The sequence below is a fragment of the Pseudomonas sp. FW300-N1A1 genome, assembly GCF_058789115.1.
Genome location: NZ_JBYTBK010000051.1, coordinates 1 through 15,651, shown reverse-complemented (window position 1 = coordinate 15,651; position 15,651 = coordinate 1). Strand labels below are relative to the sequence as shown.

The 15,651-nt window shown below is 60.7% G+C and carries 14 protein-coding genes; 10 read left to right on the top strand and 4 right to left on the bottom strand.

Translation table 11 applies throughout. The features are described 5' to 3' along the window. Positions 1-5: 5 nt before the first annotated feature. From murA to hisC, 4 genes are all read left to right on the top strand, one after another. Entirely contained in the window at positions 6-1,271 is a 1,266-nt protein-coding gene (gene murA, locus AC3WQN_RS23235; protein ID WP_095144984.1) for a UDP-N-acetylglucosamine 1-carboxyvinyltransferase, read from the top strand. A 125-nt stretch (positions 1,272-1,396) separates the two neighbouring features. Further along, positions 1,397-2,032 carry an ATP phosphoribosyltransferase gene (hisG, locus tag AC3WQN_RS23230; protein ID WP_071551796.1) on the top strand — a complete coding sequence of 212 codons (636 nt, stop codon included), beginning with the start codon at positions 1,397-1,399 and terminating at the stop codon, positions 2,030-2,032. 126 nt (positions 2,033-2,158) lie between these two features. Beyond that, positions 2,159-3,484: a histidinol dehydrogenase gene (gene hisD, locus AC3WQN_RS23225; protein WP_103401660.1), complete on the top strand. Its 1,326-nt coding sequence runs from the start codon at positions 2,159-2,161 to the stop codon at positions 3,482-3,484. A 2-nt stretch (positions 3,485-3,486) separates the two neighbouring features. Next, complete coding sequence (gene hisC / locus AC3WQN_RS23220) at positions 3,487-4,539, top strand: histidinol-phosphate transaminase (RefSeq protein WP_103401659.1); 1,053 nt, start codon at positions 3,487-3,489, stop codon at positions 4,537-4,539. Positions 4,540-4,624: 85 nt separating this feature from the next. On the opposite strand, the gene algW is transcribed toward hisC, so the two are convergent. Beyond that, complete coding sequence (algW, locus tag AC3WQN_RS23215; RefSeq protein ID WP_103401658.1) at positions 4,625-5,782, bottom strand: Do family serine endopeptidase AlgW; 1,158 nt, start codon at positions 5,780-5,782, stop codon at positions 4,625-4,627. A gap of 102 nt (positions 5,783-5,884) precedes the next feature. On the opposite strand from algW, the gene AC3WQN_RS23210 reads away from it, so the two are divergent. The 3 genes from AC3WQN_RS23210 (at position 5,885) to cysN (ending at position 9,621) form a co-directional block, all read left to right on the top strand. Beyond that, the gene (locus AC3WQN_RS23210) at positions 5,885-6,643 is read left to right on the top strand and encodes a Nif3-like dinuclear metal center hexameric protein (RefSeq protein WP_103401657.1); all 759 of its coding nucleotides are present in this window, start codon (positions 5,885-5,887) and stop codon (positions 6,641-6,643) included. A 152-nt stretch (positions 6,644-6,795) separates the two neighbouring features. Beyond that, positions 6,796-7,713: a sulfate adenylyltransferase subunit CysD gene (cysD, locus tag AC3WQN_RS23205; protein ID WP_095144976.1), complete on the top strand. Its 918-nt coding sequence runs from the start codon at positions 6,796-6,798 to the stop codon at positions 7,711-7,713. 9 nt (positions 7,714-7,722) lie between these two features. Then, on the top strand, positions 7,723-9,621 hold the full coding sequence (gene cysN, locus AC3WQN_RS23200) for a sulfate adenylyltransferase subunit CysN (protein ID WP_103401656.1): 1,899 nt from the start codon (positions 7,723-7,725) through the stop codon (positions 9,619-9,621). 121 nt (positions 9,622-9,742) lie between these two features. On the opposite strand, the gene yihG is transcribed toward cysN, so the two are convergent. Genes yihG through AC3WQN_RS23185 form a run of 3 tightly spaced genes read right to left on the bottom strand, consistent with a single transcriptional unit; the run spans position 9,743 to position 13,143 of the window. After that, a complete protein-coding gene (gene yihG, locus AC3WQN_RS23195; protein WP_103401655.1) occupies positions 9,743-10,645 on the bottom strand; it encodes a 1-acylglycerol-3-phosphate O-acyltransferase, YihG family in 903 nt (300 codons plus the stop codon). Further along, complete coding sequence (pta, locus tag AC3WQN_RS23190; RefSeq protein ID WP_103401675.1) at positions 10,646-12,745, bottom strand: phosphate acetyltransferase; 2,100 nt, start codon at positions 12,743-12,745, stop codon at positions 10,646-10,648. Between the two features lie 59 nt (positions 12,746-12,804). Beyond that, the gene (locus AC3WQN_RS23185; RefSeq protein WP_103401674.1) at positions 12,805-13,143 is read right to left on the bottom strand and encodes a DUF3565 domain-containing protein; all 339 of its coding nucleotides are present in this window, start codon (positions 13,141-13,143) and stop codon (positions 12,805-12,807) included. On the opposite strand from AC3WQN_RS23185, the gene AC3WQN_RS23180 reads away from it, so the two are divergent. The 3 genes from AC3WQN_RS23180 to AC3WQN_RS23170 all read left to right on the top strand — a co-directional run bounded on the left by AC3WQN_RS23180 (position 13,112) and on the right by AC3WQN_RS23170 (position 15,515). Further along, complete coding sequence (locus tag AC3WQN_RS23180) at positions 13,112-13,597, top strand: FKBP-type peptidyl-prolyl cis-trans isomerase (RefSeq protein WP_095077829.1); 486 nt, start codon at positions 13,112-13,114, stop codon at positions 13,595-13,597. The genes AC3WQN_RS23185 and AC3WQN_RS23180 overlap by 32 nt on opposite strands. 132 nt (positions 13,598-13,729) lie before the next feature. After that, positions 13,730-14,212, top strand: a complete 483-nt coding sequence (locus AC3WQN_RS23175; protein ID WP_103401654.1) for a glutathione peroxidase — start codon at positions 13,730-13,732, stop codon at positions 14,210-14,212. A 199-nt stretch (positions 14,213-14,411) separates the two neighbouring features. After that, on the top strand, positions 14,412-15,515 hold the full coding sequence (locus tag AC3WQN_RS23170) for an NADH:flavin oxidoreductase (protein ID WP_103401653.1): 1,104 nt from the start codon (positions 14,412-14,414) through the stop codon (positions 15,513-15,515). The last annotated feature ends 136 nt before the right edge of the window (positions 15,516-15,651 follow it).

The window sequence follows — 15,651 nt, the reverse complement described above, 5'->3', positions numbered from 1 at the left end:
TTCTTATGGATAAATTGATTATTACCGGCGGCGTTCGTCTTGATGGCGAAATCCGCATCTCCGGGGCAAAGAACTCTGCCCTGCCGATTCTGGCGGCAACGCTGCTGTGTGACGGCCCGGTGACTGTCGCCAACCTGCCGCACCTGCACGACATCACCACCATGATCGAACTGTTCGGTCGCATGGGCATTGAGCCGGTGATCGACGAGAAGCTCAGCGTCGAAATCGACCCGCGCACCATCAAGACCCTGATCGCACCGTACGAACTGGTGAAAACCATGCGTGCCTCGATCCTGGTGCTGGGCCCTATGGTTGCGCGTTTCGGTGAAGCTGAAGTCGCCCTGCCTGGCGGTTGCGCCATCGGTTCGCGTCCGGTCGACCTGCACATCCGTGGCCTTGAGGCCATGGGCGCGACCATCGACGTCGAAGGCGGCTACATCAAGGCCAAGGCACCGGAAGGCGGCTTGCGTGGTGCGCACTTCTTCTTCGATACCGTCAGCGTGACCGGTACCGAGAACATCATGATGGCGGCGGCGCTGGCCAACGGTCGCAGCGTTCTGGCAAACGCCGCTCGCGAACCTGAAGTCGTCGACCTGGCGAACTTCCTCAACGCCATGGGCGCCAAGGTCCAGGGTGCCGGCACCGACACCATCACCATCGACGGCGTACCGCGCTTGCACTCGGCGGTCTACAAAGTCATGCCGGACCGTATTGAAACCGGTACCTACCTGGTCGCTGCTGCCGTGACCGGCGGTCGTGTGAAGGTCAAGGACACGGATCCGACCATTCTTGAAGCCGTTCTGGAAAAGCTTCGTGAGTCGGGTGCTGAAGTCACCACCGGCGAAGACTGGATCGAGCTGAACATGCACGGCAAGCGGCCTAAAGCTGTTAACGTGCGTACGGCTCCGTACCCGGCGTTCCCGACCGACATGCAGGCGCAGTTCATCTCCCTCAACGCGATTGCCGAAGGCACTGGCGCTGTGATCGAGACGATCTTCGAAAACCGCTTCATGCACGTCTACGAACTGCATCGCATGGGTGCTCACATCCAGGTCGAAGGCAACACCGCCATTGTCACTGGTATCGAAAAACTCAAGGGCGCGCCAGTGATGGCTACCGACCTGCGGGCTTCGGCCAGCCTGGTGATTTCGGCACTGATCGCCGAAGGCGACACCCTGATCGATCGCATCTACCACATTGACCGTGGCTACGAGTGCATCGAAGAGAAGTTGCAGATGCTGGGCGCGAAGATCCGCCGCGTACCGGGCTAGTCCCTGCGTCAAGGGCACAGGGAAGTGCCCATAGATTGATTGAAGTCGAGCCTGTTTCAGGCTCGGCCTGTGTCCGGCGCCGTTTGCGACCGGGCATCGTTGCCTGATAAGGACTGACGTTTCCCATGTTGACCATCGCACTGTCCAAGGGCCGCATCCTCGACGACACCCTGCCGCTTCTGGCTGAAGCGGGCATCGTGCCGACCGAGAATCCGGACAAGAGCCGCAAGCTGATCATCCCCACGACCCAGGCCGACGTGCGCTTGCTGATCGTGCGTGCCACCGATGTGCCGACCTACGTCGAGCATGGTGCCGCTGACCTGGGCGTCGCCGGTAAAGATGTGCTGATGGAATACGGCGGCCAGGGCCTGTACGAGCCACTGGACCTGCAGATCGCCCAGTGCAAGTTGATGACCGCCGGTAAAATCGGCGCGGTCGAGCCCAAGGGCCGTCTGCGTATTGCCACCAAGTTCGTCAATGTTGCCAAGCGTTACTATGCCGAGCAGGGTCGTCAGGTCGACATCATCAAGCTTTACGGCTCGATGGAGTTGGCGCCGTTGATCGGTCTGGCGGACAAGATCATCGACGTGGTCGATACCGGTAACACGCTGCGGGCCAACGGCCTGGAGCCACAGGACTTCATTGCGGCCATCAGCTCCCGGCTGATCGTCAACAAAGCTTCAATGAAAATGCAGCACGCCCGAATCCAGGCGTTGATCGACACCCTGCGCAAGGCAGTGGAGTCTCGACACCGCGGCTGATTCACCTGCGCGACGTTAAGTTGCGCCCGTCTATCCGCCTCATAGCCAGAATTCTCAGGTGCCCAAGCGGAAACGACGGCTAAGTTAGGGCGCCTGAGTTTTTGCCAATCCTATGAGGCTCTCGCTATGACCGCACCGACTGCAATTCGCCGACTCAACGCTGCTGACCCGGATTTCGCGCATCATCTGGATCATCTGCTGAGCTGGGAAAGTGTGTCTGACGACTCGGTCAATCAGCGAGTGCTGGACATCATCAAGGCGGTGCGTGAGCGTGGCGACGCCGCGCTGGTTGAGTTCACCCAGAAGTTCGATGGCCTGCAGGTTGCCTCGATGGCGGACCTGATCCTGCCACGCGAACGTCTGGAGCTGGCACTGACCCGCATTACCGTGCCCCAGCGAGAAGCCCTGGAAAAAGCCGCTGCCCGGGTGCGCAGCTACCACGAAAAACAAAAGCAGGACTCCTGGACCTACACCGAAGCCGACGGCACGGTACTGGGCCAGAAGGTCACACCACTGGACCGCGCCGGCCTGTACGTGCCTGGCGGCAAGGCGTCCTATCCGTCCTCGGTGCTGATGAACGCGATTCCGGCCAAGGTGGCTGGCGTGATCGAAGTGGTCATGGTCGTGCCGACCCCGCGTGGTGAAGTCAACGAACTGGTGCTGGCGGCGGCGTGCATCGCGGGCGTCGACCGGGTGTTCACCATTGGCGGCGCGCAAGCCGTGGCGGCGCTGGCCTACGGCACCGAAAGCGTGCCGAAGGTCGACAAGGTCGTCGGCCCTGGCAACATCTATGTGGCCACTGCCAAGCGTCATGTGTTTGGCCAGGTGGGCATCGACATGATTGCCGGTCCTTCGGAAATCCTCGTGGTGTGTGACGGCCAGACCGATCCGGACTGGATCGCCATGGACCTGTTCTCCCAGGCCGAGCACGACGAAGACGCCCAGGCGATTCTGGTCAGCCCCGATGCCGGGTTCCTCGACCAGGTGGCGGCGAGCATTGCCAAGCTGTTGCCGACCATGGAGCGTGCCCAGATCATCGAAACCTCGATCAATGGCCGTGGTGCACTGATCCAGGTGCGTGACATGCAGCAAGCCATCGAGGTGGCCAATCGCATTGCGCCGGAGCACCTTGAGCTGTCGGTCGCTGATCCTCAAGCCTGGCTGCCGCAGATTCGCCACGCCGGGGCGATCTTCATGGGGCGCCACACCAGCGAGGCCCTGGGCGACTACTGCGCCGGCCCCAACCACGTATTGCCGACTTCCGGCACCGCGCGTTTCTCTTCGCCGCTGGGGGTGTATGACTTCCAGAAGCGTTCGTCGATCATCTTCTGCTCCGAGGCAGGCGCTTCGGAACTGGGCAAGACGGCTTCCGTGCTGGCCCGTGGCGAATCGCTGACGGCCCACGCCCGCAGCGCCGAATACCGCATCGTTGACGACAAAGAAGGAAACTGAACATGAGTAAATTCTGGAGTTCGTTCGTCAAGGATCTGGTGCCCTATGTGCCGGGCGAACAGCCGAAGCTGGCGAAACTGGTCAAGCTCAACACCAACGAAAACCCCTACGGTCCATCCCCCAAGGCACTGGCGGCGATGCAGACCGAGCTAAACGACGCGCTGCGCCTGTACCCGGACCCCAACAGCGACCTGCTCAAGCAGGCCGTTGCCAGGTACTACGGCGTACAGGGCAACCAGGTATTCCTCGGCAACGGTTCCGATGAAGTCCTGGCGCACATCTTCCACGGGTTGCTGCAACACGATCAGCCGCTGCTGTTCCCGGACATCAGCTACAGCTTCTACCCGGTCTACTGCGGGTTGTACGGCATCAAATTCGACGCGGTGCCTTTGGACGAGCAGTTCCAGATCAATCCGGCGGACTACGCCAAACCGAACGGCGGGATCATTTTCCCTAACCCGAACGCACCGACCGGTTGCCTGCTGGCGCTGGACGCCGTGGAGCAGATCCTTAAGGCCAGCCCGGATTCGGTGGTCGTGGTCGATGAAGCCTACATCGACTTCGGCGGTGAAACCGCGATCAGTCTGGTCGATCGCTACCCGAACCTGCTGGTCACCCAGACCCTGTCCAAATCACGCTCGCTGGCGGGTTTGCGTGTGGGCCTGGCGGTGGGGCATCCGGACCTGATCGAGGCGCTGGAGCGGATCAAGAACAGCTTCAACTCGTATCCGCTGGATCGCCTGGCGATCGTCGGCGCGGCCGCAGCCTTTGATGATCGCGAGTACTTCGACAAGACCTGTCGACGGGTGATCGACAGTCGCGAGCAGGTGGTTGCGCAGCTGCAGGAGAAGGGCTTTGACGTGCTGCCGTCGGCGGCGAACTTCATTTTCGCCCGCCATCCTCGGCACGACGCTGCTGGCCTGGCGGCGAAGTTGCGCGAGCAGGGCGTGATCGTTCGTCACTTCAAGCAGGAGCGGATTGCCCAGTTCCTGCGCATTACCATCGGCACGCCAGAGCAGAACCAGGCATTGATCGACGCACTCGGCGACCTGTAAATGACTTGATCGTGTGGCGAGGGAGCTTGCCCCCTCGCCACAAGGTGTACAACGTCAGCGAACTGAACAACCGGCGGGCTAGCGCTTACTCTGCTTTTTTGGCGATCGGGGCAGGGGGTGGCCGCAGGCCGATTTCCGCTGTCAGTTCGAGTTCCTTGCCGTTGCGGATGACCTGGATACTGACCTTGTCGGTCGGCTTGATCCGCGCCACCTGGTTCATCGAACGACGGCCATCACCGGCAGGTTCGCCATCGATGCTGAGGATCACGTCGCCCAATTGCAGGCCGGCTTTTTGTGCCGGGCCATCACGGAAAATCCCGGCAACGACAATACCCGGTCGCCCCGACAGGCCAAACGACTCCGCCAATTCCTGGCTCAGGGGTTGCACTTCAATGCCCAGCCAGCCGCGAATCACCTGGCCGTGCTCGATGATCGACTTCATCACCTCCATGGCCAGCTTGATCGGAATCGCGAAGCCGATACCTTGTGAGCCGCCGGACTTGGAGAATATCGCCGTGTTGATGCCGGTCAGGTTGCCGTTGGCATCCACCAGCGCGCCGCCGGAGTTGCCCGGGTTGATCGCGGCATCGGTCTGGATGAAGTCTTCGTAGTTGTTCAGGCCCAACTGATTGCGCCCGGTGGCGCTGATGATGCCCATGGTCACGGTCTGGCCGACGCCGAACGGGTTGCCGATGGCCAGCGCAACGTCGCCGACCCGGATGCTTTCCGAGCGGCCGACCGTGATCGATGGCAGGTGCTTCAAGTCGATTTTCAGCACCGCGAGGTCGGTTTCCGGATCGCTACCGATGACGCGAGCCAGGGTTTCACGACCATCCTTGAGTGCGACCACGATCTGATCGGCGCCGGCGGTGACGTGGTTATTGGTCAGCAAATAACCTTCCGGGCTCATGATCACCCCGGAACCGAGGCTCGACTCCATGCGTTTCTGCTTGGGCGCGTTGTCACCGAAGAAGCGTCGGAACTGTGGGTCTTCAAACAGCGGGTGAGTGGTTTTGTTGACCACTTTGGTGGTGTAGAGGTTGACCACCGCGGGAGCCGCGATGACCACCGCATCGGCGTAGGACACCTGTCCATGCTGGTTCAGGGTAGTTTGCGGGGCCTGCTGAAGGTTCACATCCTGGCTCGGTAGCCCGACCCATTGCGGGTAACGCTGGATAATCAGCAACGCAATCAGCACGCCGGCCAACAGCGGCCAGCCAAAAAAACGCAGACCCTTGAGCATTGAACAAATCCTGGGAGGTTACGACGGGCCAACCACGGCCCATAATGTTGCGCATTATACGAGGCCGCGCGCGCCTCTGAATGGGATATTTAGGAGTCTTTTATGGCCGTTGCCCTGAGCACCCTGGTAGAAGAAGCGGATCGCTACCTCAGCAGTCCGAAGATTTCCGATTATTGCCCCAATGGCTTGCAAGTCGAAGGTCGGCCGCAGGTCATGCGTATCGTCAGCGGCGTCACGGCCAGCCAGGCCTTGCTCGATGCCGCAGTCGAAGCCCAGGCCGACCTGGTGCTGGTCCACCACGGTTATTTCTGGAGGGGCGAGAACCCCTGCATCACCGGCATGAAGCAGCGCCGCCTCAAGACCCTGCTCAAGCACGATATCAGCCTGTTGGCCTATCACTTGCCGCTGGATTTGCACCCGGATGTGGGCAACAACGTGCAACTGGCTCGCCAACTGGATATCACCGTGGAAGGTCCGCTGGACCCGGATAACCTCAAGGTGGTCGGGTTGGTGGGCTCGCTGGCCGAACCCATGACCGCGCGGGACTTCGCCCGTCATGTGCGGGACGTCATGGGCCGTGAACCCTTGCTGATCGAAGGCCGCGAGATGATTCGGCGTGTGGGCTGGTGCACCGGTGGTGGCCAGGGTTACATTGACCAGGCGGTGCAAGCCGGCGTCGATTTGTACCTGAGTGGCGAGGCGTCCGAGCAAACCTTCCACAGCGCCCGCGAGAATGGCATCAGCTTTATCGCGGCCGGTCATCACGCCACCGAGCGCTATGGCGTGCAGGCACTGGGGGAATACCTGGCGCGGCGGTTCGCCCTGGAGCACATCTTCATCGACTGTCCCAACCCGATCTGATTTCCTTGTGGGACCGCGGCGCCAGAACGCGCAGGCATATTCATATGCCCTTTCGATCTAGTTGGCGTCCTGATTAGAAGATGACGCTGTGCTAGGATCCTCGCTCGAACACGGCCCGCTGGCCGTTCATAAGAAAGCTTTCGTGAGTAGCCATGGTCGACAAACTGACGCATCTGAAACAGCTGGAGGCGGAAAGCATCCACATCATCCGCGAGGTGGCCGCCGAGTTCGACAACCCGGTCATGCTGTACTCCATCGGTAAAGACTCCGCCGTTATGCTGCACCTGGCACGCAAGGCATTCTTCCCGGGCAAGCTGCCGTTTCCGGTGATGCACGTCGACACCCAATGGAAGTTCCAGGAGATGTACAGCTTCCGCGACAAGATGGTCGAAGAGCTGGGCCTGGACCTGATTACCCACGTCAACCCCGAAGGCGTGGCGCAAGGCATCAACCCCTTCACCCACGGCAGTGCCAAGCACACCGATATCATGAAGACCGAAGGCCTGAAGCAGGCCCTGGACAAGCATGGTTTCGACGCAGCCTTCGGTGGCGCCCGTCGCGATGAAGAGAAATCCCGCGCCAAAGAGCGCGTGTACTCGTTCCGCGACAGCAAGCACCGCTGGGACCCGAAAAACCAGCGTCCGGAGCTGTGGAACGTCTACAACGGCAAGGTCAACAAAGGCGAGTCGATCCGCGTGTTCCCGCTGTCGAACTGGACCGAGCTGGACATCTGGCAGTACATCTACCTGGAAGGTATCCCGATCGTCCCGCTGTACTTCGCCGCCGAGCGTAACGTCATCGAGAAGAACGGTACGCTGATCATGATCGACGACGAGCGCATCCTCGAGCACCTGAGCGACGAAGACAAAGCCCGCATCGTCAAGAAGAAAGTCCGTTTCCGTACCCTTGGTTGCTACCCGTTGACGGGCGCGGTGGAGTCCGAGGCCGAAAGCCTTACGGACATCATTCAGGAAATGCTCCTGACGCGTACTTCCGAGCGCCAGGGCCGGGTCATCGATCACGATGGCGCCGGCTCCATGGAAGACAAAAAACGTCAGGGTTATTTCTAAGGGGTTGTCATGTCTCACCAATCTGATTTGATCAGCGAGGACATCCTCGCCTACCTGGGCCAGCACGAACGCAAAGAGCTGCTGCGCTTTCTGACCTGCGGTAACGTCGACGACGGTAAGAGCACCCTGATCGGGCGCCTGCTGCACGACTCCAAGATGATCTACGAAGACCATCTGGAAGCCATTACCCGCGACTCGAAAAAAGTCGGCACCACGGGCGATGATATCGACCTGGCGTTGCTGGTCGACGGCCTGCAGGCCGAGCGTGAGCAAGGCATCACCATCGATGTTGCCTACCGCTATTTCTCCACCGCCAAGCGCAAATTCATCATCGCCGACACCCCCGGCCATGAGCAGTACACCCGCAACATGGCGACCGGTGCCTCCACCTGTGACCTGGCGATCATCCTGGTCGATGCCCGTTATGGTGTGCAGACCCAGACCCGTCGCCACAGCTTCATCGCCTCCCTGCTGGGCATCAAGCACATCGTCGTGGCCATCAACAAGATGGACCTCAAGGACTTCGACCAGGGTGTGTTCGAGTCGATCAAGGCCGATTACCTGGCGTTTGCCGAAGGCCTGAAGATGAAGCCCGCCACCATGCACTTCGTGCCGATGTCGGCCCTCAAGGGCGACAACGTGGTGAACAAGTCCGAGCGCTCGCCATGGTACACCGGCCAGTCGCTGATGGAGATCCTCGAGACCGTGGAAGTGGCGGGAGATCGTAACTTCACCGACCTGCGTTTCCCGGTGCAGTACGTCAACCGTCCGAACCTGAACTTCCGTGGTTTTGCCGGCACCCTGGCCAGCGGCATCGTCAAGAAGGGCGACGAAGTCGTGGTGCTGCCTTCTGGCAAGAGCAGCCGCGTGAAATCCATCGTCACCTTCGACGGTGAACTGGAGCACGCCGGTCCGGGTCAGGCCGTCACCCTGACCATGGAAGACGAGATCGACATCTCCCGTGGTGACCTGTTGGTGCATGCTGACAGTGTGCCGCCAGTCACCGACCACTTCGAAGCGATGCTGGTGTGGATGGCTGAAGAGCCGATGCTGCCGGGCAAGAAGTACGACATCAAGCGCGCCACCAGTTATGTGCCGGGCTCCATTGCCAGCATCGTCAACAAGGTCGATGTGAACACCCTGGAAGAAGGCCCGGCCAGCGCGTTGCAGCTGAACGAAATCGGCAAGGTCAAGATCGCGCTCGACGCGCCGATTGCCCTCGACGGTTACGAGAGCAACCGCACGACCGGTGCGTTCATCATCATCGACCGCTTGACCAATGGCACGGTGGGCGCCGGCATGATCGTCGCCCAGCCATTGGCTCACGGCAGCAGCACACACCATGGAAAACTGGCTCATGTGGCGACCGAAGAGCGTGCCCAGCGCTTCGGCCAGCAACCGGCCACCGTCCTGTTCAGCGGCTTGTCGGGTGCCGGCAAAAGCACTTTGGCCTACGCGGTTGAACGCAAGCTGTTCGACATGGGGCGCGCGGTGTTTGTGCTCGATGGCCAGAACCTGCGTCATGATTTGAACAAAGGCCTGTCACTGGACCGCGTCGGGCGTACCGAGAACTGGCGTCGTGCGGCTCACGTCGCGCGCCAGTTCAACGAAGCCGGTTTGCTGACCCTGGCTGCGTTCGTTGCACCCGATGCTGAAGGGCGCGAGCAGGCCAAGGCATTGATCGGCAGTGATCGTTTACTGACGGTGTATGTACAGGCTTCGCCGATCGTTTGTGCCGAACGCGATCCGCAAGGCCTGTATGCCGCCGCTGGCGACAACATTCCGGGCGACTCTTTCCCGTATGACGTGCCGCTGGACGCCGACCTCGTGGTCGACACCCAGTCGCTGTCGCTGGAAGAAAGCGTCAAGCAAGTGCTGGATCTGCTGCGCAAGCGTGGCGCGATCTGAGGCTGGGGCAGCTATAAGCTTTCAGCTTCAAGCTGCAAGAAAAAAACCGCGGACGAGTGATCGTCTGCGGTTTTTTTTTGCGTCTGGTTGAGCCCCGTCGCGAGCAGGCACAGACAGGGTATTACTTGGCGGGATACTCGCGATGCATCTGCTCAAGCAACGCGTCCTTGTCCTGCCACAACTGGTTGATCCAACCCTGGAACTGCAGGCGATACTCACCATCCTGCTCGTAGTTCTTGCCGATGAATGACGCCGGGATCTGCAGTTCCTGAAAGTGCACCACCACGTCTTTCATGTTGCCGCATAACAGGTCCCAGAAGCCCGGGCGTCCGGCCGGGTAGTGAATGGTCACGTTGACGATGGACTCCAGTTGTTCACCCATGGCGTCCAGCACAAACGCAATGCCGCCGGCCTTTGGCTTGAGCAGGTAGCGAAACGGTGACTGCTGCTGTGCGTGCTTGCCCGGGGTAAAGCGCGTGCCTTCGGCGAAGTTGAAGATGCCCACCGGGTTGTTGCGAAACTTCGCGCAGGTCTTGCGGGTGGTTTCCAGGTCCTTGCCTTTCTTGTCCGGGTGCTTGTCCAGGTAAGCCTTGGAATAACGCTTCATGAACGGGAAGTCCAGTGCCCACCAGGCCACGCCAATCACGGGTACCCAGATCAACTCCTGCTTGAGGAAGAATTTCAGCGGGCGAATACGGCGGTTGAGCACGTACTGCAGCACCAGGATATCGACCCAGCTCTGGTGGTTGCTGGTGACCAGGTAGGAATGCTGGTAGTCCAGGCCCTCAAGGCCGCTGAGATGCCAGCGGGTACGGCCGATCAGGTTCATCCAGGCTTTGTTGTTGCTGATCCAGGCCTCGTGGGTATGGTTCATCAGCCAGTGAGAGAAGCGTTGGGTGAGGGCAAATGGCAACACCTTGAAGAGTGCGACGCAGAACAGGAACGAGCACAATAACAGGGTGTTCAGCGCCAGTAGCAACGAGGCGATCACGCCCCGTACGGCTGCGGGTAGAAAATCCAGCATTCAAAGATCCATAGGTCGGTTGGCGGCTTGAATCGCCGTCAAGGCGATGGTGTAGACGATATCGTCGACTTGGGCGCCGCGCGGCAAGTCATTCACCGGTTTGCGCAGGCCTTGCAGCATGGGGCCAAGGCTGACGCAGTCGGCGCTGCGTTGCACGGCCTTGTGGGTGGTGTTGCCGGTGTTCAGGTCCGGGAAAATGAACACCGTTGCCCGGCCTGCCACCTGGCTGTTCGGCGCCAATTGCCGCGCCACTGTTTCGTTGGCCGCAGCGTCGTATTGCAGGGGCCCGTCGATCAACAGCGAGTTCTGCGCTTCATGGGCCAGCAAGGTGGCTTCACGGACTTTTTCCACCTCTTCGCCGCTGGCCGACTCACCGCTGGAATAGCTGAGCATGGCCACCCGCGGCGTGATGCCGAAGGCGGCGGCGGAGTCAGCGCTTTGCAGGGCGATCTCGGCCAGTTCGCTGGCGCTCGGATGGGGGTTCATGATGCAGTCGCCGTAGACCAGTACTTCCTCCGGGAACAGCATGAAAAACACCGACGACACCAGGGTGCAGCCCGGCGCCGTTTTAATCAGCTGCAGGGCCGGGCGAATGGTATTGGCGGTGGAGTGAATGACCCCGGACACCAGCCCGTCGACTTCATCGAGCGCCAGCATCATGGTGCCGATCACCACGGTGTCTTCCAGTTGCTGCTCGGCCATGGGCGCGTTGAGACTCTTGGTCTTGCGCAGTGCGACCATCGGCTCGACGTAGCGCTGGCGGATCAGGTCCGGATCGAGAATCTCCAGGCCTTCAGGCAGCTCAATGCCCTGGGCGCGGGCGACGGCGTGCACATCTTCAGGCTTGGCCAGCAAGACACAGCGAGCGATACCGCGCGCCTGGCAAATGGCTGCCGCCTGCACGGTCAACGGCTCGCTGCCTTCGGGCAGGACGATGCGCTTGTTGGCCGCCTGGGCGCGCTGGATCAATTGATAGCGGAACACCGCGGGCGACAGGCGCATTTCCCGTGGGGTGCCACAGCGTTGGTGCAACCAGTCGGCATCCAGGTGGCTGGCGACGAAATCGGTGATGATCTCCGCCCGCTCGCGGTCGTCGATCGGGATTTCCTTGTTCAGGCCGTTCAACTGATTGGCGGTGTCGTAGGAGCCGGTGCTCACCGAGAGTACGGGCAAGCCTGCCTGTAAAGCGCCGCGGCACAGGTCCATGATCCGTGGATCGGGCAGGGTGTCGCTGGTCAGTAGCAAGCCGGCCAGCGGCACGCCGTTGATGGCGGCCAGGCTGACGGCCAGGATGATGTCGTCACGGTCGCCGGGCGTCACCACCAGTACGCCGGGCTTGAGCAGCTCCACCGTATTGCGCATGGTGCGCGCGCAAATGATGATCTTGGTCATGCGCCGGGTTTCGTAGTCGCCGGCGTTGAGCACCTGGGCGCCCATCAGGTCGGCGACGTCGCGGGTGCGTGGCGCGTTGAGCTCGGGCTGGAATGGAATGCAGCCGAGCAAGCGGAAATCGCCACTGCGCAACAACGGCGAGTGTTCTTTCAGGCGCGCGGCGAAGGCCTCCATGCTTTCGTCGGTTTTGACCTTATTGAGGATCACGCCCAGGACTTTCGGGTCTTTCGGGCCACCGAACAATTGCGCCTGCAACTCGACCCGGCCGGACAGCTCGGTGAGCACTTCGTTTTCCGGCGCCGACACCAGAATCACCTCGGCATCCAGACTCTTGGCCAAATGCAGATTGACCCGGGCGGCATAGCTGGCGCTGCGGGTCGGTACCATGCCTTCGACGATCAGGACGTCCTTGCCGACAGCGGCCTGCTGGTACAGGGTGATGATTTCTTCCAGCAGCTCATCGAGCTGACCGTCGCCGAGCATCCGCTCGACGTGGGCCAAGCCCAGCGGCTGGGGTGGCTTGAGGCCGTGGGTGCGGGCCACCAGTTCGGTGGAGCGTTCCGGTCCGGTGTCGCCGGGGTGGGGCTGGGCAATCGGCTTGAAGAAGCCGACTTTCAGCCCCGCTCGCTCGAGGGTACGCACCAGTCCGAGGCTGATGGAGGTCAGGCCCACGCCAAAATCGGTGGGTGCGATAAAAAAAGTTTGCATGCGGATTCTCTGAAGGTGCATGGCAATGGCGATCATTCATGCCTGACGATCTGCCTGAATCAAACGCCAAGGTTATCGCTAACCGGGCCTTGAGCGCACCAACCGCAGGCAAAGGGCTGACCTATTTTTTCAATACGTTGCACGGGGTCGAGCACCCAGGCCCTGGTTTGCCAGGGGGGTTGATGGCGCAGGTGCTGGGTGTGCCCACAAGACAGCTCGGCTACCCAGTGTCCGTCCTCGTCCTGATGGAAACCGGTAATCGTCGATGAACTCGAAGCGGGCCGTTTATCCGGGATCTGTTCGCTTTCGGGCGTTTGCTTCGCTAAACTTACCCATTCTTTATTCTTATGCAAAAGGTCTCGCCCCATGCTGATCGCCGCCAATAAGGCTGTCTCCATCGACTATACCCTGACCAACGACGCTGGTGAGGTCATCGACAGCTCTGCCGGCGGCGCACCGCTGGTTTACCTGCAAGGCGCAGGCAACATCATTCCAGGCCTGGAAAAAGCCCTGGAAGGCAAAGCGGTCGGTGACGAACTGACTGTTGCCGTAGAACCGGAAGACGCCTACGGCGAATACGCGGCCGAACTGGTCAGCACCCTGAGCCGCAGCATGTTCGAAGGCGTTGACGAACTGGAAGTGGGCATGCAGTTCCACGCTTCCGCGCCAGACGGCCAAATGCAGATCGTCACCATCCGTGATCTGGACGGCGACGACGTGACCGTTGACGGCAACCACCCGTTGGCCGGCCAGCGCCTGAACTTCCAGGTCAAGATCATCGACATCCGTGACGCCAGCCAGGAAGAAATCGCCCATGGTCACATCCATGGCGAAGGTGGTCATCACCACTGATTTCTGCGCTAAGCTCAGATAACTGGAGAGGCGCCCGAGGGCGCCTTTTTAGTCGGTGGCCGTTACCGGCCATCGGTATTTGCGCGGTTGCTGGCCTGTTTCGAGAAAAACACGGGATATCTGGAGTACGTCATGAGTGCTTTTCACGACCTTACATTAAAAGCGTTGGATGGCCAGGCGTTGCCTCTGGCGCCCTTCAAGGGGCACGTCGTGCTGGTGGTCAACGTAGCCTCCAAGTGTGGTCTGACGCCACAGTACGCTGCGCTGGAAAACCTTTATCAGCAGTACAAGGCCAAAGGCTTCAGCGTACTGGGCTTGCCGTGCAACCAGTTTGCCGGGCAGGAGCCGGGCACGGAAGGCGAGATCAAGACGTTCTGCAGCCTCAACTACGGCGTGACTTTTCCGTTGTCCAGCAAGCTGGAAGTCAACGGCCATGAGCGTCATCAGCTGTATCGTCTGCTGGCAGGCGAGGGGGCCGAATTTCCCGGTGATATCACCTGGAATTTCGAAAAATTCCTGATGGGCAAGGACGGTCGCGTGCTGGCGCGTTTCTCGCCACGCACCGCGCCGGATGATCCGACGGTCATCCAGGCCATCGAAAAAGCCCTCGCTTGATCCCTTTTTGCAGGAGCTGACTTGCCTGCGATCACGTGTTGTTGATCGCCGCAAGACACCAGGGGCCGCTTCGGCCCTCTAGCTCCTGCCAATCCGTTCTGTCTTTTTAGCTTAATCACTGCAATCAATAGTGCTGTTCAGCACCTAGTGGTCTCCATATTATCGCCGTCATAAATATCGCGTCCCTGTGGAGTGCCGCATGCCCGTCAAAGCCTTGTTCAAACCGTTCAACCTCGGCGCGCTGGAACTGCCGACCCGCGTGGTCATGGCACCGATGACCCGTTCGTTCTCTCCGGGCGGTGTGCCGAACTCAAAAGTGATCGAGTACTACCGCCGTCGCGCGGCGGCTGGCGTGGGCCTGATCATCACCGAGGGCACCACGGTGGGTCACAAGGCATCCAACGGCTACCCCAACGTCCCGCATTTCTATGGCCAGGCCGCGCTGGCCGGCTGGAAGAAAGTAGTCGATGCCGTGCACGCTGAAGGCGGCAAGATCGTTCCGCAACTGTGGCATGTGGGCAGCGTTCGGCGCATCGGCACCGAGCCGGACGCCAGTGTCCCGGGCTACGGCCCGTCGGAAAAAATCAAGGAAGGTCAGGTCGTGGTCCATGGCATGACCCGGCAGGACATTCAGGAGGTGATCGCGGCATTTGCCCAGGCTGCCAAGGATGCACAGAGCGTCGGCATGGACGGCGTGGAAATTCATGGTGCCCACGGCTACCTGGTCGACCAGTTCTTCTGGGAAGGCAGCAACCAGCGCACCGACGAATACGGTGGCAGCCTGGCCAACCGTTCGCGTTTTGCCATCGAACTGGTCCGGGCCGTGCGTGCCGCGGTCGGCGAAGGCTTCCCGATCATCTTCCGCTTTTCCCAGTGGAAGCAGCAGGATTACACCGCGCGACTGGTGCACACCCCTGAGGCGCTGGGTGAATTCCTGCAGCCGTTGTCGGATGCCGGCGTGGATATTTTCCACTGCTCGACTCGTCGTTTCTGGGAGCCAGAGTTCGATGGCTCTGAACTGAACCTGGCCGGTTGGACTCGCAAGCTGACCGGCAAGCCGACCATCACGGTCGGCAGCGTTGGCCTGGACGGCGAGTTCCTGCAGTTCATGGTCAACACCGACAAAGTCGCGCAGCCTGCCAGCCTGGAGAAACTGCTGGAGCGCCTGAACAACGATGAGTTCGATCTGGTGGCCGTGGGCCGCGCCTTGCTGGTCGATCCGGACTGGGCGCAGAAAGTGCGTGATGGCCGTGAAGAGGACATCCTGCCGTTCAGCCGCGAAGCGTTGATGACGCTGGTTTAAGCGGCGACCGGCTAACATCCCTACGGGCAAGCCCGCTCCTGCAGGACGACAAGGTCCAGTGTGGGAGATTCTATGTTTGAGGGGAAGCTCCAATAACTGAGTTTGGGTGGTATTCGCTCTGGTTTTTCATCAGGGC

Coding starts and splice junctions, on each gene's coding strand:
- AC3WQN_RS23170 (WP_103401653.1), top strand. CDS start 14,412: ATGCCCGTCAAAGCCTTGTTCAAACCGTTCAACCTCGGCGCGCTGGAA.
- cysN (WP_103401656.1), top strand. CDS start 7,723: ATGTCTCACCAATCTGATTTGATCAGCGAGGACATCCTCGCCTACCTG.
- AC3WQN_RS23180 (WP_095077829.1), top strand. CDS start 13,112: ATGCTGATCGCCGCCAATAAGGCTGTCTCCATCGACTATACCCTGACC.
- cysD (WP_095144976.1), top strand. CDS start 6,796: ATGGTCGACAAACTGACGCATCTGAAACAGCTGGAGGCGGAAAGCATC.
- AC3WQN_RS23210 (WP_103401657.1), top strand. CDS start 5,885: ATGGCCGTTGCCCTGAGCACCCTGGTAGAAGAAGCGGATCGCTACCTC.
- yihG (WP_103401655.1), bottom strand. CDS start 10,645: ATGCTGGATTTTCTACCCGCAGCCGTACGGGGCGTGATCGCCTCGTTG.
- hisC (WP_103401659.1), top strand. CDS start 3,487: ATGAGTAAATTCTGGAGTTCGTTCGTCAAGGATCTGGTGCCCTATGTG.
- pta (WP_103401675.1), bottom strand. CDS start 12,745: ATGCAAACTTTTTTTATCGCACCCACCGATTTTGGCGTGGGCCTGACC.
- hisD (WP_103401660.1), top strand. CDS start 2,159: ATGACCGCACCGACTGCAATTCGCCGACTCAACGCTGCTGACCCGGAT.
- hisG (WP_071551796.1), top strand. CDS start 1,397: ATGTTGACCATCGCACTGTCCAAGGGCCGCATCCTCGACGACACCCTG.
- murA (WP_095144984.1), top strand. CDS start 6: ATGGATAAATTGATTATTACCGGCGGCGTTCGTCTTGATGGCGAAATC.
- algW (WP_103401658.1), bottom strand. CDS start 5,782: ATGCTCAAGGGTCTGCGTTTTTTTGGCTGGCCGCTGTTGGCCGGCGTG.
- AC3WQN_RS23175 (WP_103401654.1), top strand. CDS start 13,730: ATGAGTGCTTTTCACGACCTTACATTAAAAGCGTTGGATGGCCAGGCG.
- AC3WQN_RS23185 (WP_103401674.1), bottom strand. CDS start 13,143: ATGGAGACAGCCTTATTGGCGGCGATCAGCATGGGGCGAGACCTTTTG.